The following is a 20,624-nucleotide window of genomic DNA, read 5'->3' on the forward strand; positions in this document are numbered from 1 at the left end:
AACTTTGGGAGTGATGCAGACCAGGATGGCCACCCCGCGCTTCAAATGACCTAAGCAAGATATATTTGCTGTAATCCGGTGATAATTGCCCTATTATTCCATATATACCGGAATAAAACTCTCGAATGGAATGCACCCATGGATCGTTTGAGCGGCTTGACGGCCTTTGTTCGCACGGCGGATCTCGGCAGCTTTGCTGCTGCCGGACGCGTGCTTGGCCTTTCGGCCTCCGCTGTCGGCAAGGCGGTCAGCAATCTGGAACATCAGCTTGGCGTCCGGCTGCTGCAGCGCTCCACGCGCAGCATTCGGCTGACCGAGGAGGGGCGCCTCTTTCACGAGCGTTGCCGGCGCGTGCTCGACGATCTCGACGATGCGCAAGCCTCGCTTGCGCAGGCGGTCGCCGTACCGCGCGGACGGTTGCGTGTCAGTGTGCCCATCGTCAGCTACCACTTCCTCTTGCCCGTCGTGCCGGAATTCGTGTCCCGCTATCCCGAGGTCGAGCTCGACATCGATTTCAACGACCGTATCGTCGATATGATCGAGGAGGGGGTCGATGTCGCGATCCGCAGCGGCGATCTGCCGGATTCGCGGCTGATATCGCGCACCTTGCGCCCGTTTCAGATGCTGCTCTGCGCCGCGCCCAGCTATCTCGAACGCTTTGGTCTTCCCGATTGCCCGCGTGATCTCAACCAGCATCTCGCCATCAGATTTCGCTTCCCTAATAGTGGCAAGCTGCAGGACTGGCCGCTGACGATGCCCGAAGATGAGTCGGAGCTGCGCATGCGAACGGCCTTTTCCTGCAACAATATGGAGGCTGTGCGCGGCGCGACGGTTGCCGGCCTCGGCATCGGCTGCATGCCCGATTTCCTCGTGCGCAGCACGCTTGCGGAAGGAAAGCTGCGAACGGTTCTCGACGATTTCATCGACGAACCCGGCCATTTCCATCTGATCTGGCCGTCCAATCGCCATATGTCGCCCAAGGTTCGGGTTTTCGTCGATTTTCTGAGCGAGAGACTTTTCGCGAAAAGCTGTGATGTTTTGCCTGGTATTTCCAGAACTTGAATCAAGCTCTGCGTTGGCTGACGGAACAAGGGTCGATGGCAGCTCTTTCAGGTTAGGATCTCGGCGGCGAACACCTTCTGAACGATCTGCCAGCGCCCGTCGAGGTGAAAGCACGACAGCAGATCGGTCACCTCGCGGGGCGGGATCCGCAGGCGAAGCTTGAGCAGCGCCATGTCGCGGGTAATGGCGATGGAGAGGATCTGGTCGGTGCGTAGGCTGCCGGCATCCTGTGGCGAGGTCAGCTTCCGGACCGCATCGAGCCAGGCGGCAATGGGGGTAACCACGACGCTATTGCCATCGCCACGCCTGGTGACCAGGGCCGCAGGGTCGAAGATGGTCGCGAATTTGTCGGCGTCCATCGTATAGGCGGCATCGAAGTAGGTTTTTGCCAAGGCGACCAAATTATCTATGTTTCCCATCGGGAGCGTGTCCTGCTGTGTCATGGTGGTTCCCTTCAACTCTAGTGTCCGGCAAAGTATATGGGCGGAGCGGCACTGATTAGTCAGTGCGCACTAACCGGCCTTGTAAGCTGAGCTAAGTAATTGAGGGCGATTATGAAACCTTCCCTTCTGTCTGCCGGAGACTTCAACCAGCTCCGTGCCTTCGTGGCCGTCGCCGGCTCATTGAATTTCAGCCGGGCGGCCGAGAATCTCGGCGTGTCATCCTCAGCGCTCAGCCAGATGGTCCGAGGACTCGAGGAGCGGGTTGGGGTCAGCTTGTTCAACCGCACCACCCGCAGCGTCTCCCTGACGGAAGCGGGGGCCAAGCTGTTCGAACGAGTACAGCCAGCCGTCGAGGAACTGGCGGAGGCGATGGGCGAGACCCGCGAGCGCCGCGCCCATCCCGCCGGGACCGTGCGGGTACACTGCTTCCGGGCGGCCGCGGACCTCCACCTGACGCCGATCCTTCGGGGGTTCAGCGACGCCTATCCGCAGGTGGTGCTCGACGTCACGCTCGACGATGCTGTCGTAGACATCGTGTCCGAGGGCTATGATGTCGCCATCCGCCTGGGGGAGGTGATCGACAAGGACCTCATTGCAGTGAAACTTGGCCCGGATCTGCGTCAGACTGCGGTCGCCTCACCCGATTATCTCGCCCGACACGGGACGCCGGCTCATCCGCGCGACCTTCCTGCCCATCGCTGCATCGGCTGGCGCTGGCCAGGGCAGAAAACGCCATATAAATGGGAGTTCATGGAAAACGGTAAGTGGTTCGAGGTCACGATCGACGGCCCGCTGATCTCCAACACGAAGGACTTCGGGGTGCAGGCGGCGGTCGACGGAGTCGGTATTGCCTTCGCCAGCCAGCAGCTGATCGCACCCCACATCGCCGAGGGCCGCCTTGTCGCGCTGCTCGAGACCTGGTCCGCCCCCTTTCCAGGTTATTATCTCTGCTATCCGGCCCAACGGCAGATGGCACCGGCACTTCGGGCCGTGATCGACACAATCCGCGGCGGCCCGGTTAAGAGTAACGGCGTCGAAACGGCCACGGCGATCCGCGCGGCTGTTCCTCAAGGTTTACGCCTACACCGATAGTGCGCGGCGCACCGTCGCCAAGTGCATCCGTAAGAATTTTCCGAAACGGCGCCATTACCAATTGCTTTTCTCGAGCATGATCACCAGCAGGTTTTCAACCGCTGACGGTTGGCGCCTCGTGTGTCCGACAAAGCCTGTAGTGACGAATGAATCGCTATGCCCCCATTGGGTCGAAAGCTGCCGTCCGATGCTGGCTTTTGCCATGTTGACTGCAAATCGAGCCAGGGGCCATAAAAGCCTGCCTGCAACTCCCAAGATTTGGAAATCCCGATGAGCCGCTTCTGGAGCCCGATTGTTCATTCCCTGATCCCCTATGTCGCCGGCGAGCAGCCGACCACGGGCGGGATAACCAAGCTCAATACCAATGAGAGCCCCTACGGTCCTTCGCCATCGGCGCTGGAGGCGATCTCGAAGGCCACGTCAGACACGCTCCGGCTCTATCCCGATCCGACGGCGCGGGAACTGCGCGTCGCAATTGCCGAAAGCTTCGGGCTCGACAGCGGCGAAGTCTTCGTCGGCAACGGATCGGACGAGGTTCTGGCCCATACGTTCCAGGCGCTGCTCAATCATGAAGAGCCTCTGCTTTTCCCCGACATCAGCTACAGCTTCTATCCGACCTATTGCCGCCTCTATGGTGTCACGTTTCGGCAGGTTCCGGTCGATGCCGAGATGCGGGTCCGGCTTGACGATTATCGTCAGCCCTGCGGTGCAATCATCCTGCCCAATCCCAACGCGCCGACAGGCATCGGCCTGCCTTTGGCTGATATCGAAACCCTTCTCCGCGAACATCCCGATCAGGTTGTCGTCATCGATGAAGCCTATGTCGATTTCGGCGGCGAGAGCGCCGTTCCGCTTGTCCGGACATATCCGAACCTCTTGGTGATCCAGACCCTGTCGAAGTCGCGCGGGCTTGCCGGTCTGCGCGTTGGCTTCGCCGTAGGGCAACGGCCGCTGATCGAGGCTCTGGAAAGGGTCAAGGACAGCTTCAATTCCTATCCTCTCGACCGGCTTGCGCAGGCGGGTGCCGTGGCGGCCTGGAAGGACCGGGACTGGTTCGAGCGTCATCGCGCCATGATCATCGCCAGCCGGGAACGTCTGGCCGCCGCGCTCGAGGGGCTGGGCTTTGACGTCCTCCCGTCATCCACCAATTTTGTGTTCGCGCGGTATCCGGGCCGACCAGGTGCGGAGCTGGCGGCGGAGCTGCGCAGCAGGAACATTCTGGTAAGGCGGTTTTCTGCCGAGCGCATCAGTGATTTCCTGCGCATCACGATTGGAACGGATGAGGAGTGTGACCGCCTGGTGGCGGCGCTCGGCGAGATATTGCAGTGAGCTGACGGCCTCCGACGGTCGCTGCAAGATAGAATGCCAGAAGGCCCGATTGACTCAGTCAAACCGAACCGCAGTGGTGTTGGCGCCGCAAAGCAGCACGGCCACCCGCTCGTCCGGTGCGGGGACATATTTGCCGGCAAGGAGTGCGGCAAAGGCCGCTGCGCCGCCGGGTTCGGCGACAATCCGCAGCCGATCCCACAAGGCCTGCTGTGCGAGGCGGATTTCATCGTCGGATACCAGCACAGGGCGCTGCACATAGGCCTGGGCAATCGGGAACATGATGTCTCCGACACGCTTCGGCGCAAGTGAATCCGCGGCAATGCTGCCTGCCGGCGCATCGACGGGTTTACCGGCCTCGAAGGCCTTCCAGAGTGTCGGCGCTCCGTCCGGCTCGACAGCGACGACACGGACGCGACCCCGGAACCAGGCGGCAATGCCGCCGATCAGTCCGCCGCCGCCGACCGCAACCAGCAGCGTGTCGATATCGGGAATATCCGCCTCGATCTCGAGCCCGACGGTTCCTTGTCCCAGCAGGGTCTCGGTCTGGTCAAAGGCATGGATCGCCATGGCACCCTTTTCCGCGACCCATTTCTGGCTGGCCGCCAGCGCATCGGCATAGCGCTCGCCGCCGATCACGAGGTCGGCTCCGTAGCCACGGATGCGCTCGGCCTTGGCTGGCGATGTCACGCTCGGCACGAAGATCGTCGCCGGAATTCCGAGCCGCATCGCCGTATAGGCGACCGCCGCACCGTGATTGCCGCCGGATGCCGCAACGACGCCCGCCTTCGGCACATCTCTGCCGAGCAGGCTGGAAAAGGCACCTCGCACCTTGAAGGTGCCGGAATGCTGCAGGAACTCGAGCTTGAAATCCACAGAACCGGGAGCGAGGCCGAAGTCCGCCAAATCCGCTCGCAGAACCGGCGTATGACGGACATGCGGACGAATCCGCTTTTCGGTTTCTGTAATGCGTTCCGGGGTGATCATCGTATCGGCAAGCATCGGCATCTCGCGGGCAGAGGTTGACAGGAACTTTGTTACTTAGCAAACTGACGAAATGCAAGAGGTCGATTTCATCAAAGCTTTGGCCAACGAACGCCGCATCAGGATTCTCAGGTGGTTGAGGGATCCCCGCGCTCATTTCCCGCCCCAGATCGATGGCGATCTGGTCGAGGATGGCGTCTGCGCGCTCCTCATCGCCGAGAAGCTGGAGATCTCCCAGGCGACGCTCAGCGAGCACATGCGCATCTTGGTGCAAGCCGGCCTCGTCAGGCCCAAGCGCATCAAGCAATGGATATTCTACAAGCGCGATGAAACCCGCATGGCGACGCTGGCTGCGCTGGTTGCGGACCTCTAGGTGCATCACCGTACTGCTGGCCTAGCAGGCATCTCTAAATGAAGAAGGCGACGGAACTGTGCAGCAGGGTTGTTCTGGTCAGGCGCCCTTTCGCCGAGCGCATCAGCGACTTCCTGTACATCAGTGTTAGAATGGATGAGGAGTGCGATAGGCTGGTGGCAGTGCGCGAAGAAATAGTGAGCTAGAACCGGCTCGTGGACAAGAAATCGGGGGGACCTATTGCAGGGTCAAACCTCGTTTTATCGCTGCCGCTAGGGTCTGAGGGTTTTCCCAGGCCATGGAATGTCCCGCTTGATCGACCATCTCCACATTGATTCCGTGCTTTGGCAGGGTTTCCCAATCCGGATCGGGCAAGGAGTTTTCGCCGAAGATCACCGTTGTTGGCATGGGCAATTGATATAATTGTTCGCGCCAGGTTGGGAAATCGCCCAGAACCAGGGAAGATGCGGAACGATGAACCGCGTAAGGCGATGATATCGATAGAGATGCACCCCAGATGTCGTTTCCGTCCGTCAGGCAGGTCCGAATGAGGTCGGCATGGCCATGTGCGAGATAATCGGCTTCGCTCATCTCGGCGATCTTGCGGCTGAAAAAGCCGCCTCCCGAATCGAGATTTGGTTCGCTCAACACAAGGTGTCGCACGCGATCGGCCAGAAGATGAGCAACCTTGATGGCGACGGCGCCGCCCATGCTGTGGCCGAAAAGATCGACGGACTCCAGCTTCGAGCCGCGGATGAATTCGACGATCGTTTGAGCGTGGTCGGTGATGCCGTATCCGAAATCGGCAGGATGGTCGCTGAAACCTGATCCCGGCAAATCGATCAGTAACAATCTCCGTCCTGACAGGGCCGGGTTTGCCGCGACGGTAGGATAGTCGCACGAAGATGCACATCCGAGACCGTGGACGAAGAGCAACGGCGGCTCATCCTCCGGTCCCGGTATGTCATGAAATCTTATGGCACCTTGCGCCGTTTTTGATTGGAAGGTTTTCACGCTACGACCCGATATTAGTTGTCTTGCACAATCGAGTTGCGGCTCATCCGGACATGGGCACAGCCTTGCCGCCGGCATGTGCGCTCGGAGTCGCAGGCAAGTTCTGACCGGCGGCAAATCTTTTGACAGAGCCGCCGATCAGTGAGCCGGACGTCGAGCGATCAGATATCGCTTGCCGCATTCGCCCAGATTTCCGCGGCCTGAGCGGCGGTGACGCGGCGCACATCCGTTTCATCGCGGCGGCTGGCGAAGAGCTCGCTTGCCATGATCTGCTCGGCGAGATCGGCCGGCAGCGACAGGAGAACACGCTGGCCATCCTTGTGGATGCCGCCGACGTCGGAGCGCTTGCCCGTGATCATGCCGCCGGCGACCGTGTTGTTGCTTTCAGGGTCGATCAGGATGAAGGAGCCGGTCGAGCGGTTCTGTTCGTAGGGGTCGAAGATGGCGCTCTCGTCGAAGGTCAGGCGAACCTTGCCGATGGCGTTCATCCAGAGCGCCTGCGCCGGTGCCCATGCGCCGGTCTTCAGTTCAAGCTGGGCGATCGGCTGCACCTGCACGCGCTGGCGGCGGCTGCCGCTCTTCAGCCAGTAGCGCTTGCCCGGCTCGATACCTTCCGGCTGCAGCGCAACAATCTGGGCATCGAAGGACAGGCCCGTCTGCGGCTGGCTGTCGATCGCGACGATCATGTCGCCGCGCGACACGTCGACCTGGCGATCGAGAACGAGGGTGATGGCATCGCCCGCAACGGCCGCGTTGCGCACGAGATCGAAGGTGACGATCTTCGAGACATTGGCGACCATGCCCGACGGCAGGATCATGACGCTGTCGCCCGGCTTCACCGAGCCGCCGGCAACCGTGCCCTGATAGCCACGGAAGCTTTCGCCGGGGCGGGAAACGCGCTGCACGGAAAGGCGGAAGCCGACCGTCTGGGCCGAGCGTACGGTCGCCAGTTCCAGCGTTTCGACCAGCGTTGGGCCGCTGTACCAGGGCATGGCGGCCTGGCCGGAATAAACGACATTTTCGCCCTTCAGCGCCGACATCGGGATGGCCGTGATCTGCTTGACGCCGAGCGACAGCGCGAATTCGCGAAAATCGCTGGAAATCTTCTCGAAGCCGGCGCGGTCGTAGTTCGTCAAGTCGATCTTGTTGACGGCGAGCACGAACTGCTTGATGCCGAGCAGCGAGGCGATCGTCGCATGGCGGCGGGTCTGTTCCAAGATGCCCATGCGCGCATCGACCAGCAGCACGGCGAGGTCGGCAGTGGAGGCACCGGTTGCCATGTTGCGGGTATACTGCTCGTGGCCGGGCGTATCGGCGACGATGAAGGAGCGCTTGTCGGTCGAGAAATAGCGATAGGCGACATCGATGGTGATGCCCTGTTCGCGCTCGGCCTGCAGGCCGTCGAGCAGCAGTGCGAAGTCGGGCAGGCCGAGATCGTTCTGCTTGCCGGTGGAATCGCGCTGCAGCGTGGCGGCCTGGTCTTCCTTGACTGCCTTGGTATCCCAAAGGAGACGGCCGATCAGCGTTGATTTGCCGTCATCGACGCTGCCGCAGGTAATCAGGCGAAGCGGGCGCGAGTCGCGAAGAGCTTTGGCCGGTTCGGCGGCAGGCCCAACAACAGGCATCGTGACGACGTTTGCGTTTGCGGTCATCTCAGAAATATCCTTCGCGCTTCTTCTTTTCCATGGAGCCGGATTGATCGCGGTCGATGGCGCGTCCCTGCCGTTCGGAAACCGTGGCGATTTCCAGCTCTGCAATGATGTCTTCAAGGGTCGTGGCGGTAGAGCGGATGGCCCCGGTCAACGGGAAGCAGCCGAGCGTGCGGAAGCGGATCACTTCCTCGCGCTTGGCCTCGCCGGGCAGCAGTTCAAGCCGCGGGTCGGCGGCCATGATCATCATGCCATCGCGCTCGACGATCGGGCGCTTAGCAGCGAAATAAAGCGGCACGATCGGGATTTCTTCGGCCTGGATGTAGCGCCAGATATCGACTTCGGTCCAGTTGGACAGCGGGAAGACGCGAACGCTTTCTCCCTTGCGGATCTGGCCGTTGTAAATATTCCAGAGTTCCGGGCGCTGGTTGCGCGGATCCCAGCGATGGTCCGGTGTGCGGAAGGAATAGATACGCTCCTTGGCGCGCGAAGCCTCTTCGTCTCGGCGCGCACCGCCGAAAGCGGCGTCGAACTGGCCGGCATCGAGTGCGTGGCGCAGCGCTTCCGTCTTCATGATGTCGGTGTAGCGGGCCGAGCCATAGGTGAAGGGCGTGATGTTCTCCGCCTTGCCGCGCGGATTGATATGCTCGATCAAGTCGAGATCGTATTTCTTAACGATCTCGTCGCGGAAGGTGATCATCTCGGCGAATTTCCAGCCGGTGTTCACATGCAGGAGCGGGAAGGGGATGCGGCCGGGATAGAAGGCCTTTCGCGCCAGATGCAGCAGCACCGACGAATCCTTGCCGATCGAATAGAGCATGACCGGACGCTCGAATTCCGCCGCAACCTCGCGGAAGATATGGATCGCTTCGTTTTCGAGCGCCTTCAGATGTGGATCGAGGGGCGGCTTGACGCTTTGCGGATTGGAGATTTCCGTATCCGGACGGCTATCGGGCATTGATGACTCCAGAACTTTCAAATGTCCCGACCGAAACTTGGCCGGAAAGAATGGATGCGTTGGTTCCCTGGATATCGGTGGCGCAGGAAGCGCGCTTCGGATCGATGCCGGGAACCGGCGGGTGTATTATTGTGCTGTTGCGGCAGCGCCTTCTTCGTGGACATGCAGGCCGCATTCGCGCTTTTCGTCGTTTTCCCACCACCAGCGGCCGGCCCGCTCGGGCTCGCCCGGCTTGATGGCGCGAGTGCAGGGCTCGCAGCCGATCGAGGGATAGCCGCGCGCATGCAGCGGGTTCACCGGAACGCTGTTATCGGCGACATAGGCGCGGATGACATCGATGTCCCAATCGGCAAGCGGGTTGATCTTGATCAGGTTGCGCTCGGGGTCGAATTCGGCAAAGGGCGTATCGGCACGGTTGGCGGACTGGCCGCGGCGCAGTCCGGTGATCCAGATGGTGGCGCCCGAAAGTGCACGCGCAAGCGGCTTCAGCTTGCGCACGCCACAACAGGCATGCCTGGCTTCGATGCTCTCATAGAAACCGTTCAGACCGTATTTTTCCGCATAGGCGTCGATATCGGCCTGTTCCGGCTCGTAGCGGACGATGTGGATATCGTACTGACTTTCCGTCTCGTCGATCAGAGCGAGCGTTTCGGGAAAGAGGCGGCCGGTCTGGAGGGTTGCCACTTCGATCGGCAGGCGGTGATTGCCGATCTCTGCCGTAATCACCTGATCTTCGATCCCGAGCGAGGTCGTGAACACGGCGCGGCCACCGAGGCCGGCCACGAGCGACAGACGGCCGGCAAGATCGAGCGATGCAAGCTGGCTGTTGAGCGTCGCGGCATCTTCAATAAGGGTAATGGCAGTCATGGGGGATCCTGTCCTGATGTTGCCGGGAGTATCGCAGTTCGCAACGGCAGCGGACAGAAAAATAGATTTCGAAAGGGAGCGGCTGGAGAGTAAATATCTCCATGAAGCGGCAGTCATAAGGAAAAGCGACCGCCTCGGCTGTTAACCAAGGCGTTTTGCCGCCGGAAGCGGCCCTTCGGAAGCACCAGATATGGCTCGCCATGTTTAAGTGCTTGCTTTAATGTCTATAGAAATAGTAGAGTTACACATAGCTTGTCAAACGGAAATCGGAAGTGATGCCCAAAATGATGCGCTGCGGTGGATTTTGCGCTAAACTATGGGCATAGCGACGAAGAATGATAACAAGTCTGGGTTGCTAGCGTTTCCTGGCCGTGCGCCAAGGGTGTGAGTGCTTCGAAATTGCCCCGGGGACGAGGGCTGAGGAGTTCTATAGCGGACCGGCCGAATCGCTCGACCGGGCGTGTCGCATGTGTGTGTGAAGCGGTTCGAAATGATTACTCAGAAAGCAAAATATGCGCTGCGGGCGCTGTCTGCCTTGGCCCAATCCGAGGCGGGCGAGCCGGTGATGATTTCCGACATTGCCGCCCAGCAGAAGATTCCGAAGAAATTCCTGGAACAGATCCTTCTCGACCTGAAGCATCAGGGTATCGTCATCAGCCGTCGCGGCAAGCAGGGCGGCTATCTCCTGCGCAAGCCGGCGGATGAGATCACCTTCGGCGAGATCCTGCGTGTCATCGACGGACCGCTGGCGCCGCTGCCCTGTCTCTCGCTCACCGCCTATCGTCGCTGCGACGATTGCGACGGTGAGCAGACCTGCGAAATCCGTCACGTCTTTGCCCGTGTGGCGGATGCGACCCGCAAGGTGCTGTTCTCGACGACCATCGCCGACGCAATCGCTCAGCCTGATGGCGCGGAAGTCGCCAGGCTGATGGCTTAGGCGAGTCGGGAGGCCATACGGCGCCTTCCTTCGGGAACCGCAGAGCTTCGGTATTCAGTGGGCGGCGTGTTCCTCGCCGCCTTCCTTTTCCATGGCACGCCGGGCGCGGATCGCTGCGGCGATGAAGACGCGGGACAGGCCATGATAGAGCGGCTCGCGCGATAGTAGCCGCGAGGTGACGTAACCGATCATCGATACCGCCATGATCGGGATGACGGCCTGATGATCGCCGGTCATTTCCAGGATGATGACGAAGGCGGTCATCGGTGCTTGGACGACACCAGCAAAGTAGCCGGCCATGCCGAGGATTGCCGCAAGCGCCACGCCGCCGCCGACCAGCGTGCCGACCGTGCTGCCGAAACCGGCGCCGACGGCAAGTGAGGGGGCGAAGATCCCGCCCGGAATGCCTGAGATCATCGACAGGAAGCTTGCCAGCAGTTTTTCGACGAAGAAGAGCAGGGGCAGGGCATGTCCTTCCACCGCGCCGCGGGCTTGCTCGTAACCGGTGCCGAAGGTTTGGCCGCCGGAGAGCACGCCGACGGCGGCAACGATAAAACCACAGAGGACGGCGAGAATCAGCATGCGTTTCAACGGCTGCGGTTGTGCCCAGCGGCGGATGCGGATGCCGGCATAGAGCGCCAGCCCGCTGAAGGTGGCGCCGAGCGCGCCACCGCCGACACCGCAGATCAGCATGACTATCCAGTCGCGAAGCATCGTCGGCGCAGCGTCGGCCGTGCCGAAATAATTGTAGCTGCCGGAAAGGCCGAGTGCGGCAAGACCGGAAAGAATGACGGCCGTCAGGACCAGGCCGTTGGCCCGGGATTCATAGGTCCGGCTCATCTCCTCGATGGCAAAGACGATACCCGCAAGCGGCGTATTGAAGGCGGCGGCGATGCCCGCGGCGGAACCGGCAAGGATCAGCCCCTTGGCCTGCGCCATGCCGCCGAAGCGGGCAACCGCCAGCATGAAGGACGCGCCCACCTGCACCGTCGGCCCCTCGCGGCCGATCGAAGCGCCGCTCAAAAGGCCTAATATGGTCAGCACGATTTTGCCGAAGGCGAGCCGTAGCGACAACAGCTTCGTGCGATCCTCGTCATGATGCAGGTGCCGGGCAGCAATCGCCTGCGGAATGCCGCTTCCTTGCGAGTTGGGAAACAATGTGGTGGCGAGATAGGCTGACAGCACGAAGCCGAGCGGCGTCAGCACGAGCGGCAGCAGCCACATCCACTCGCCCGACTGGGTGACGCCAGTAAAAGCCCGCTGAGCCAGATCGGCCAGCTTGGCGAAGCCGACGCTGATGACCCCGATCGCCAGAGCTCCCGTCCAAAACACCAAACGCGGCCGCCAGAGATTGAAAGAACCCCAGAAAACACGGGAACGACGGAGCAGCTTGGACTTGCGGTAGATTGGGGGCATGGGACGTGTGACCGATAGGCTGGCCCGTATGCCTCTGGCGGCATTTTGGGGCGGCGCACCTCAAGTGGCGAATGACAGTATGAATCTTTCTTACAGAATTTCCCTTTGCGGCCAAGGCTTAATCCGTGTGTTGACGATTTTGAACGATCGAATAGAATGCATCGCAATTGCAATGCAAAAGAGCCGATAAATGAAATCTGCTTCCATACCGCCTTTACGGGTCGATCCTGCCTTGCGCGCAGCTGCTGAAAGCGTGCTGCAAGAGGGCGAGACCCTGTCCGCATTTGTGGAAAGCTCGCTGCGCGCGCAGATCGAACATCGCCGAACGAAGGCGGAATTCATCACTCGCGGCCTTGCTGCGCGAGACGATGCAAAAAAAACCGGCGTGTATCACAGCGCTGACGATGTGCTTGATATGTTGAAAAGCAAACTTCAAGCGGCAAAAACATCCAAGCGAGCATGACGTTTGGCGTCCGCTATTCCCAAGGCGCGCTAGAAGACCTTGAACGGCTCTATGACTATCTCCTAGTGAGGGACATCGAGCTTGCGGAAAGGGCCTACCAAGCAATCGCCAAGGCAACGGAATTTCTGGAAAATTTTCCGTTCAGTTGCCGCAAGGCGTCAGCGGACAACGCATTCCTCCGCGAACTCGTCATTCCTTTCGGCTCGTCGGGTTATGTCGCTTTATTCGAGATCGAGGATAGCGAGACGGTGACGATACTGGCGATCAGGCATCAGCGCGAAGAAGACTATCACTGACGCCTACCCATCTATCTTACCGATCGCTCGTTTCCCACCGAGGATTGATCCAAGGCTCCTGGTTCGAGCGCGCCAGCCTCGGCTTGCCGAGGATATGATCGGCCGCCTTTTCGCCGGTCATGATCGAAGGGCCGTTCAGGTTGCCGTAGGTGACGTGCGGGAAGATCGAGCTGTCGGCGACGCGCAGGCCGTCGACGCCGATGACGCGGGTATCGGGATCGACTACCGCCATCGGATCGTCCTTCGCGCCCATCTTGCAGGTGCCGCAGGGGTGATAGGCGCTTTCCAGATGTTCGCGCAGGAAGGCATCGATCTGGTCGTCGGTCTGCACGTTTGCCCCTGGCTGGATTTCCGCGCCCCGGTAGTCGTCGAAGGCCTTCTGCCCGAAGATTTCGCGGGTGAGGCGCACGCAGTGACGGAACTTCTCCCAGTCCTCCGGATGGCTCATATAGTTGAAGCGAATGACCGGATCGGCCTTAGGGTCGGAAGAGCGCAGCGTGACGTGCCCACGAGATTTCGACAGATTATAGCCGACATGCACCTGGAAGCCGTGGCTCTTCGCTGCCGCCTTGCCGTCATAGCTGATGGCAACGGGTAGGAAGTGATACTGGATATCCGGCTGCTTGACACCAGGTGCGGAGCGCAGGAAGGCGCAGGCCTCGAACTGGTTGGATGTGCCGAGCCCCTTCTTGAAGAATAGCCACTGCGCGCCGGCAATCCCCTGCATGTACCAGGGCAGCCAGGAATAGAGCGACACCGGTTTCAGGCTCGTCTGCTGGAAATAGAATTCCATATGGTCCTGCAAATTGGCGCCGACGCCCGGCCGGTCAGCCTTCACCTCGATCCCCATGTCGCGCAGATGCTGCCCAGGTCCGATGCCCGACAGCATCAGCAGCTTCGGCGAATTGAACGAGGAAGCGGAGATAATCACCTCACGGTTTGCTTTGATGATCTCGATCTTGCCATTGCGCTCGACTTCGACGCCGGTCGCGCTGCCGTTTTCGATGACGACTTTGCGGGCAAAGCAGCGGATCAGTTCGACATTCGGCCGCTTGAGCGCTGGCTTGAGATAGGCCGTTGCCGCGGACCAGCGCCGGCCCATCCAGGTCGTCTGCTCCATCAGGCCGAAGCCTTCCTGCTTGCTGCCGTTATAATCCTCCGTCGCCTCGAAGCCCGCCTGCTTTCCGGCCTCGATAAAGGCGTGAAAGAGCGGGTTGCGGGCGTCGCCGCGACGCACATGCAGCGGGCCATCCCTGCCGCGCCAGCCTTCTTCGCCGCCATGCGAATTCTCCATCCGCTTGAAGTAGGGCAGCACGTCCGCATAGGCCCAGCCTTGAGCGCCGAGCTCCTCCCAGCGATTGAAATCTTCCGCATGGCCGCGCACATAGACCATGCCGTTGATCGAGGAGGAGCCGCCGATCACCTTGCCACGCGGGGCGGTGATGCGGCGGTTGTTGAGCTGCGGCTCGGGCTCGGAGAGATAGCCCCAATTGTAGCGGTCCATGCTCATCGGCCAGGCAAGGGCGGCCGGCATCTGGATGAAGGGGCCGAAGTCGCTGCCGCCGAACTCCAGAACGATCACCGAATGCTTGCCGTCCTCCGACAGGCGAGAAGCCATGGCGGAGCCGGCCGAACCCGAGCCAACGATGACGAAATCTGCTTGCATGATCATGTGCTCCGGGTGGACAGGGGCGTAAATCGAGGTGGCTCTACACCCTCCCCTTGAGGGGGAGGGTCGGCCAAAGGCCGGGGTGGGGTGATTGTTGGTACGCGCGCCGCGGCTGGTCACCCCCCACCCGCCGCTGTGCGGCGACCTCCCCCCTCAAGGGGGAGGTGAATCAATAAGGCGCCTGCACCGGCCCCATGCCGACATAGACGGTCTTCAGTTCCGAATAGTGCTCCAGCGCCGCCAGCGAATTCTCGCGGCCGAAGCCGGATTGCTTGGAGCCGCCGAAGGGGATTTCGACCGGGCAGAGATTGTAGGTGTTGATCCAGAGTGTTCCGGCCTCGAGCTGGTCGACGACGCGGTGGGCGCGGGTGAGATCGGCGGTGAAGACGCCGCCGGAAAGGCCGAATTCGGTGGCATTGGCGCGGGCGATCACCTCGGCCTCGTCATCGAAATCGAGAACGCACATGACCGGCCCGAAAATCTCCTCGCGGGCGATCGTCATGTCATCGGTAACGTCGGCAAACACGGTCGGCTGGATGTAATAGCCTTCGCCGGAGACATTATTCGGGATGCCGCCGCCGGTCAGCAGCGTCGCGCCCTCGGCCTTGCCCTTTTCGATGTAGGAAAGCACTTTTTCGCGCTGTGCCCAGGAGACCATCGGGCCGATCTGTGTTGCCTCGTCCATCGGGTCGCCGATGAGCATGGCGTCTGTGCGGGCCTTCAGGCGCTTCAGGAATTCAGACTTGATCTTGCTGTTGACGAAGACACGCGTGCCGTTCGAGCAGACCTGGCCGGTCGAATAGAAATTGCCGAGCATCGCGCCGCCGATGGCGCTGTCGATATCGGCATCGTCGAACACGATCAGCGGCGACTTGCCGCCGAGTTCCATGGTGACATGCTTGAGGTTGCCGGCAGCCGAAGCCGCCACCTTACGGCCAGTCGGCACCGAGCCGGTGAGCGACACCTTCGCAACATCCGGATGGTTGATGAGCAGCGGCCCGGTTTCGCGGTCGCCTTGGATGACATTGTAGAGGCCCTTTGGCAGGCCGGCCTCGATCAGGATCTCGGCGATCTTCAGTGCGCCGAGCGGCGTGTTTTCCGAGGGCTTGAACACCATGGCGTTGCCGGCGACGAGGGCAGGGGCGCCCTTCCAGCAGGCGATCTGCTGTGGGTAGTTCCATGCGCCGATGCCGACGCAGACGCCGAGCGGCACGCGCTTGGTATAGGCGAAGTCGCCGCCGAGCGGGATGTAGGAGCCGTTGAGGCCGGCTGCCGCAACGCCGCCGAAGAATTCGAAGCTGTCGGCGCCCGAGGTCGGGTCGGCAACGATGGTTTCCTGGATCGGCTTGCCCGTATCCAGCGTCTCCAGCTCGGAAAGCTCGCGGTTACGCTCGCGCATGATGTCGGCCGCCCGTTTCAGGATGCGGCCGCGCGCCGTCGGGCTCATCGCTGCCCATTCCGGCTGCGCCCGCTTGGCGGCCGCGATCGCCTTTTCGACGATGGCGGGCGTTGCCGCATGCAGGCGGGCGATCACTTCGCCGGTCGCCGGATAGATGCTTTCGATAAGAGTGCCGTCGGTGTCCTCGACATATTCCCCGTCGATGAAATGCGAGGCTTTCGGTTGTGCGCGCATTATAGAACCCTCAGTTCTTCATAGGACACCATGACATGCTCTTGAAAAGCAGGCCGCTCGGTCAGGTTTTCGTAGTAGCGCTGCAGCTGCGGATGGGCCGGGCGCTGGATGTCGATGTCGAAATAGCGATAGAGAACATGCCCGAATTGAATGTCGGCAAGCGTCAGATTATCGCTGGCGAGGAAGCGATGCCGTCCGAACTGCGACTCGGCGATGTCTAGCTTCGCAGCGAGCGCGGCAATGGCCGCGACGATCGCCTTCTCATCCTTGAGGGCAGGGGCCGTGCGCACTACGCGCCAGAACACTGGACCAGTGAAGCCCTGGGCAATGTTGATCTTGGCCCACTCCGCCCATTTGTCGATCTGAGCGCGATGACGGGCATCCCTGGGCCAGAAGGTATCGTCGCCATATTGCGTGGCGAGATAGCGCAGGATAGCGCCCGTCTCCCAGAGTGGCTCGCCATCGCCGTCGCGTAGCACCGGAACCGTTCCGTTCGGGTTCATCGCCAGGAATTCAGGCGTGTCGTTGACGCCATAGGTAAAGCCCGCATCGATGCGCTCATAGGCGAGACCCAGCTCACCGATGCACCACATCAGCGCCTGTACGTTGGATGACGATTTGCGGCCCCAGACGGTCAGCATGGTTTCAGCCTTTCACCGCGTTGAGATTGGTCGTCAGATAATCCTCCGTCAGCGCGATCGACGCCTCCGTGCTGATCGGTGCGGACCGCAAGCTTTGCCGGATGTAGAGACCGTCGATCATGGCGGCCGCACCCTCGGCGATGCGCGCGGCATCGGGGGCAGAACACAAAGCCTTGAGATTGGCGACGAGGTTCGAGTGCAGGCGGCGCGCATAGATGACGAGAAAGCGGCGCGTCTCCTCGGAACGCTGCGCCTCGGCATAGAAGGCGAGCCAGGCAGCGATCGTCTCTGGCGCGAACTGGTCGGCCTGGAAGCTGACACGGATGACGGCGGAGAGCTTTTCGCGTGGCGTTTTTGCTTCGCGGAGCGCCGTCACCACGCTGTCGCGCAGCCGCTGTAGATTCACACGGACAGTCTCGATCAGCAGCTGCTCCTTGCTGCCGAAGTAGTGATGCGCCAGAGCCGGGGAAACGCCGGCCTGCTTGGCGATTTCGGACATGGTGACGGTCAGCGAGCCGTGATCGCCGATCACGCGCATCGCAGCATCCACCAGCGCCTTGCGGCGCACCGGCTCCATTCCGACTTTCGGCATAGGTCAATCTCCAAGGCTGAAGACGAGTGTATTTTTGATTGACTGATCAATCAATAAAAAAATGGCGGGGTCGGCCATACGACGAAAAATCCGCGACCTCTTTCCGCAAAGCATTTCTGTGCCATACTCTTTTGCAGGAGGAGGTGCAGTCATGGTTGATATTCTTGATGAAGTTCCCCCATCCGCGATGCGCGACAAATGGGGTTGGTTCGTCGGGCTTGGCATATTGCTGCTGATCTGCGGCGGCATCGCCCTTGGCAATCTGTTCATCGCCACGGTCGCTTCCGTCTATTATGTCGGCATGCTGATGCTGATCGGCGGTATCGTGCATCTGGCGCATGCCTTTCAGGTGAGGGGCTGGGAGCATATCCTGTTCTGGGTGTTGAGCGGCCTGCTCTATACGGTTGCCGGTATCCTTGCCTTCACCAATCCGCTGTTGGCCTCCGAGGCATTGACCCTGTTCCTTGCCATCGCGCTCCTCATCGCCGGCACGTTCCGCGTCTGGGTCGGCCGCAAGCTGAAGCCCGAGCGCGGATGGGTCTGGATCGTCATCAGCGGTCTTGCAACGGCCGTTGCAGGCATCGCCATCGCTCTCGGCTGGCCGGTCAACAGCCTTTGGATTCTCGGTCTTTTCCTGGCCTTCGATCTGATCTTTCAAGGTTGGACGCTGGTGGTCTTCGGTCTCGTGCTCAGGCGGTAGCGCATCTCCCAAAAGGGGTAACGGACTGCTACTTTTTGACAAGGAGCGTGAGCGGCGTTACTCTTTGCGCCTCTGCCATATCAGGCAGAACGGCGTTGCGTTGATGTAACGGCAGTATCTTCATCTGGAAGTCCGCATGTCGAGGGACATGCCCGAAGAAACTGGTCGAAGCCGCGGAACATGGTTCCAGACAAATTTCCGCGCGATAACGTCAAGGGAGGAATATCATGCCGATGGTAACGGTTTCCATCTCTCCGCTTCAAGCTGCCGGCATCCGGGCGGCAGTAGACACCGGCACTTATGCCTCGAGCAGTGAAGTCGTGCGGGAAGCTCTTCGCATGTGGGATGCGGCGCGCAAGCGCGGTGACATCTGCGAGGTGCCACGTGCCGCCAACGATGGCGGCGAGACGGCAAAGAGCGGCCGCTGCGTCGCCGATATGTTTGCCGACTATGAGGCAGAGCGGCACTCCAGCAATTAGCACTGACCCCACTCGTCACGGCAGCCACTCGGCCGCCGTGTGCCGGGTCTGCGTCCCGGCGAATGGTTAATATTGCTTTACCATTCATGAAACTTTCACATAGGGGAAAGGTTTCGTTGACGCTTTATGGCGCATCCTGGGTTGAAAACGCGGTAAATCCAAAGTTTTACTTAAATAAATTAGATTAGAATCCGCAAGTGGAGATGGGCATGTCCCTGACTGCCGCAGTCGAACCGGGCGTATTGCGCCGATATGCCAGCGACCAGATCGTCACTCTCGCCAAACTCGTCATCGAAAACGCATTTCAGCCGATCGTGGAGGCCGGCACCGGCGCCGTTTTCGGCTATGAATCCCTGATGCGCGGCCAGGAGCGCATCGGTTTCGGGAGCCCTGTGGAGATACTCGACGAAGCCGAGCGCACCGGCCAGCTTCTCGGGCTGGAGCAGATGGTCACCAGCCGGGCGCTGGCGAAGTTTGCCACTCTGCCCAACATCGCCGCCACGACGCTTTTCCTCAACCTGGATGTCCGCTTGATTGCGCAAGGCGCCGCGTTGGTCGACGGCCTGCTGCAGCACATGAGAAAGGCCGGCATCGCCGCTTCCTCCGTCTGCTTTGAGTTCTCCGAACGCTTCGACAACACCATCGTGCCCGAGTTTGCGGCGCTGGTTGCCAAGATGCGCAATGCCGGCTTCAAGCTCGCTATCGACGATTTCGGCGTCGGCCGTGGCGAGATGAAGTTGCTGTCCGACTATCCGGTCGACTATCTCAAGATCGACCGGCATTTCATCGTCGATATCGACCGCAGCGCCCGCAAGCGCCATATCCTGAGGAATCTCGTCAATATCGCCCATGTCCTCGGCACGCGCGTCATCGCGGAAGGCATTGAGACTGAGGCGGAGTTCCTGACCTGCCGCGAATTCGGCGTCGATCTTGTCCAGGGCTGGTTCATTGCCCGTCCGACGGTGCTGGTCAACGAGCTCAAGCCAGGCTTTCCGCACCTGCAGGATCTCGGCAAGACGGTGCGCAACAGCCAGTCGCTTGATGAAATCCTCATCCGCAAGCAGATCGAAGTGCTTCCGACCATCCGCGAAAGCGACAGTATCGACAGCGTTTTCGAACTCTTCCGCCGCAATCCGCGCCGCGCCTATTTCCCGGTCGTGAACGCCAATGACGAGCCGCGCGGTATCATCCATGAATACCAGCTCAAGGAATATATCTATCAGCCTTTTGGCCGCGATCTGCTGAAGAACAAGGTCTACGAGCGTTCGATCTCGCATTTCGTCGAGATGGCGCCGATCGTCGGGCTCGATTCCGACGCGGACACGCTGATGACGATCTTCGCCAACATGGAAAGCAGCGATTGCCTGATCGTCACCGAAGGCACGCATTATGCCGGCATCGTCTCGGCTGCCTCGCTCATCAAGGTGATCAACGAGAAGCAGCTCAAGATCGCGCAGGACCAGAACCCGCTGACCGGCCTTCCTGGCAACAGGGCGATCCACGATTTCATGCAGAGCGCCGGCCGCGATGGCGACGAGATCAGGCATTTCTGCTATTGCGACTTCGATAATTTCAAGCCGTTCAACGATGCCTACGGCTTCCATCTCGGCGACCATGCCATCTCGCTGTTTGCGGCTCTGATGCGCCGCTATTTCTTCGCGGAGCGCCATTTCCTCGGTCATGTCGGCGGCGACGATTTCTTCATCGGTGTCACCGGCTGGAGCATGCAGGAGCTTCGTGAGGTTCTGGACCGGTTGCTTGCCGATTTCCATGCCGACGTGCTCGAGCTTTATTCCGCCGAAGATCGAGCCGCTGGCCGTATCCGCGGCCATGACCGCAGCGGCGCGATAGCGGAGTTTCCGCTGATGCGCTGCTCGATCGGCATCCTGCAACTGCCAGAGGGATTGGTGATCGACAATATCAACCGTGTCAGCACTTCCATCGCGGGTATCAAGGCGAAGGCAAAGGAAAGCGCCATTGGCGTGGCATTCCTCGGCTTGACCGAGACGAATTGACGCCATCTAGCACTCGATCCTTTTCAAGCGCGCTGC

21 protein-coding genes are annotated in these 20,624 nt (G+C 60.7%); 10 read left to right on the forward strand and 11 right to left on the reverse strand.

The genetic code is table 11. The annotated features are described in order from the left end of the window. Positions 1 to 138 precede the first annotated feature (138 nt). Positions 139 to 1,062 carry a LysR family transcriptional regulator gene (locus GA0061103_RS09165; RefSeq protein ID WP_092709901.1) on the forward strand — a complete coding sequence of 308 codons (924 nt, stop codon included), beginning with the start codon at positions 139 to 141 and terminating at the stop codon, positions 1,060 to 1,062. 47 nt (positions 1,063 to 1,109) lie between these two features. Here GA0061103_RS09165 and GA0061103_RS09170 read toward each other — a convergent pair whose 3' ends face one another. Further along, positions 1,110 to 1,505 carry a nuclear transport factor 2 family protein gene (locus tag GA0061103_RS09170; RefSeq protein ID WP_245304713.1) on the reverse strand — a complete coding sequence of 132 codons (396 nt, stop codon included), beginning with the start codon at positions 1,503 to 1,505 and terminating at the stop codon, positions 1,110 to 1,112. A gap of 111 nt (positions 1,506 to 1,616) precedes the next feature. Between GA0061103_RS09170 and GA0061103_RS09175 the strand changes: the two genes are divergently transcribed. Both GA0061103_RS09175 and hisC read left to right on the forward strand, forming a co-directional pair. Continuing rightward, positions 1,617 to 2,597, forward strand: a complete 981-nt coding sequence (locus tag GA0061103_RS09175) for a LysR family transcriptional regulator (RefSeq protein ID WP_092709904.1) — start codon at positions 1,617 to 1,619, stop codon at positions 2,595 to 2,597. Between the two features lie 270 nt (positions 2,598 to 2,867). Continuing rightward, positions 2,868 to 3,926, forward strand: coding sequence for a histidinol-phosphate transaminase (gene hisC / locus GA0061103_RS09180; RefSeq protein WP_092709907.1), 1,059 nt, complete (start codon positions 2,868 to 2,870; stop codon positions 3,924 to 3,926). 54 nt (positions 3,927 to 3,980) lie between these two features. Here the strand turns inward: hisC and GA0061103_RS09185 are convergent, their stop codons facing one another. Beyond that, positions 3,981 to 4,925 (reverse strand): threonine/serine dehydratase, encoded by a 945-nt coding sequence (locus GA0061103_RS09185; RefSeq protein WP_208603502.1) that lies wholly within the window; start codon positions 4,923 to 4,925, stop codon positions 3,981 to 3,983. Between the two features lie 55 nt (positions 4,926 to 4,980). Here GA0061103_RS09185 and GA0061103_RS09190 point away from each other — a divergent pair, with 55 nt between their 5' ends. Further along, on the forward strand, positions 4,981 to 5,280 hold the full coding sequence (locus tag GA0061103_RS09190; protein ID WP_092709913.1) for an ArsR/SmtB family transcription factor: 300 nt from the start codon (positions 4,981 to 4,983) through the stop codon (positions 5,278 to 5,280). Between the two features lie 216 nt (positions 5,281 to 5,496). Here GA0061103_RS09190 and GA0061103_RS09195 read toward each other — a convergent pair whose 3' ends face one another. The 4 genes from GA0061103_RS09195 to GA0061103_RS09210 all read right to left on the reverse strand — a co-directional run bounded on the left by GA0061103_RS09195 (position 5,497) and on the right by GA0061103_RS09210 (position 9,747). Further along, the gene (locus GA0061103_RS09195; protein WP_092709916.1) at positions 5,497 to 6,351 is read right to left on the reverse strand and encodes an alpha/beta fold hydrolase; all 855 of its coding nucleotides are present in this window, start codon (positions 6,349 to 6,351) and stop codon (positions 5,497 to 5,499) included. An 83-nt stretch (positions 6,352 to 6,434) separates the two neighbouring features. Beyond that, positions 6,435 to 7,925: a sulfate adenylyltransferase subunit CysN gene (cysN, locus tag GA0061103_RS09200; RefSeq protein WP_092709919.1), complete on the reverse strand. Its 1,491-nt coding sequence runs from the start codon at positions 7,923 to 7,925 to the stop codon at positions 6,435 to 6,437. A gap of 1 nt (position 7,926) precedes the next feature. Continuing rightward, positions 7,927 to 8,880, reverse strand: a complete 954-nt coding sequence (gene cysD, locus GA0061103_RS09205; protein ID WP_092709922.1) for a sulfate adenylyltransferase subunit CysD — start codon at positions 8,878 to 8,880, stop codon at positions 7,927 to 7,929. 126 nt (positions 8,881 to 9,006) lie between these two features. After that, a complete protein-coding gene (locus GA0061103_RS09210; RefSeq protein WP_092709924.1) occupies positions 9,007 to 9,747 on the reverse strand; it encodes a phosphoadenylyl-sulfate reductase in 741 nt (246 codons plus the stop codon). A gap of 490 nt (positions 9,748 to 10,237) precedes the next feature. Between GA0061103_RS09210 and GA0061103_RS09215 the strand changes: the two genes are divergently transcribed. Next, a complete protein-coding gene (locus GA0061103_RS09215; RefSeq protein WP_092709926.1) occupies positions 10,238 to 10,684 on the forward strand; it encodes an RrF2 family transcriptional regulator in 447 nt (148 codons plus the stop codon). 54 nt (positions 10,685 to 10,738) lie between these two features. Here GA0061103_RS09215 and GA0061103_RS09220 read toward each other — a convergent pair whose 3' ends face one another. Then, a complete protein-coding gene (locus GA0061103_RS09220; RefSeq protein ID WP_092709929.1) occupies positions 10,739 to 12,100 on the reverse strand; it encodes a chloride channel protein in 1,362 nt (453 codons plus the stop codon). A gap of 190 nt (positions 12,101 to 12,290) precedes the next feature. Here GA0061103_RS09220 and GA0061103_RS09225 point away from each other — a divergent pair, with 190 nt between their 5' ends. Together GA0061103_RS09225 and GA0061103_RS09230 are read left to right on the forward strand one after the other, a co-directional pair. Continuing rightward, a complete protein-coding gene (locus tag GA0061103_RS09225; RefSeq protein ID WP_092709932.1) occupies positions 12,291 to 12,563 on the forward strand; it encodes a YlcI/YnfO family protein in 273 nt (90 codons plus the stop codon). Then, positions 12,560 to 12,859 carry a type II toxin-antitoxin system RelE/ParE family toxin gene (locus GA0061103_RS09230; RefSeq protein ID WP_092709935.1) on the forward strand — a complete coding sequence of 100 codons (300 nt, stop codon included), beginning with the start codon at positions 12,560 to 12,562 and terminating at the stop codon, positions 12,857 to 12,859. Before GA0061103_RS09225 ends, GA0061103_RS09230 begins: the two co-directional genes overlap by 4 nt. Before the next feature lie 16 nt (positions 12,860 to 12,875). Here the strand turns inward: GA0061103_RS09230 and betA are convergent, their stop codons facing one another. The 4 genes from betA to betI form a co-directional block, all read right to left on the reverse strand. After that, positions 12,876 to 14,525 carry a choline dehydrogenase gene (betA, locus tag GA0061103_RS09235; RefSeq protein WP_092711212.1) on the reverse strand — a complete coding sequence of 550 codons (1,650 nt, stop codon included), beginning with the start codon at positions 14,523 to 14,525 and terminating at the stop codon, positions 12,876 to 12,878. 172 nt (positions 14,526 to 14,697) lie between these two features. Continuing rightward, positions 14,698 to 16,161, reverse strand: a complete 1,464-nt coding sequence (betB, locus tag GA0061103_RS09240; RefSeq protein ID WP_092709938.1) for a betaine-aldehyde dehydrogenase — start codon at positions 16,159 to 16,161, stop codon at positions 14,698 to 14,700. Continuing rightward, positions 16,161 to 16,802: a glutathione S-transferase family protein gene (locus tag GA0061103_RS09245; protein ID WP_092709941.1), complete on the reverse strand. Its 642-nt coding sequence runs from the start codon at positions 16,800 to 16,802 to the stop codon at positions 16,161 to 16,163. Before GA0061103_RS09245 ends, betB begins: the two co-directional genes overlap by 1 nt. 4 nt (positions 16,803 to 16,806) lie before the next feature. Beyond that, positions 16,807 to 17,394, reverse strand: coding sequence for a transcriptional regulator BetI (gene betI, locus GA0061103_RS09250; protein ID WP_092709944.1), 588 nt, complete (start codon positions 17,392 to 17,394; stop codon positions 16,807 to 16,809). A 151-nt stretch (positions 17,395 to 17,545) separates the two neighbouring features. Here betI and GA0061103_RS09255 point away from each other — a divergent pair, with 151 nt between their 5' ends. The 3 genes from GA0061103_RS09255 (at position 17,546) to GA0061103_RS09265 (ending at position 20,588) form a co-directional block, all read left to right on the forward strand. After that, the gene (locus GA0061103_RS09255) at positions 17,546 to 18,094 is read left to right on the forward strand and encodes an HdeD family acid-resistance protein (RefSeq protein ID WP_092709946.1); all 549 of its coding nucleotides are present in this window, start codon (positions 17,546 to 17,548) and stop codon (positions 18,092 to 18,094) included. A gap of 227 nt (positions 18,095 to 18,321) precedes the next feature. After that, positions 18,322 to 18,573: a ribbon-helix-helix domain-containing protein gene (locus GA0061103_RS09260; RefSeq protein WP_075851962.1), complete on the forward strand. Its 252-nt coding sequence runs from the start codon at positions 18,322 to 18,324 to the stop codon at positions 18,571 to 18,573. A 209-nt stretch (positions 18,574 to 18,782) separates the two neighbouring features. Further along, positions 18,783 to 20,588 carry a GGDEF domain-containing protein gene (locus GA0061103_RS09265; protein WP_092709948.1) on the forward strand — a complete coding sequence of 602 codons (1,806 nt, stop codon included), beginning with the start codon at positions 18,783 to 18,785 and terminating at the stop codon, positions 20,586 to 20,588. Positions 20,589 to 20,624: the final 36 nt, after the last annotated feature.

The sequence above is a fragment of the Martinezella multihospitum genome, from assembly GCF_900094585.1.
In the GTDB taxonomy this organism is placed as follows: Bacteria; Pseudomonadota; Alphaproteobacteria; order Rhizobiales; family Rhizobiaceae; genus Rhizobium; species Rhizobium multihospitium.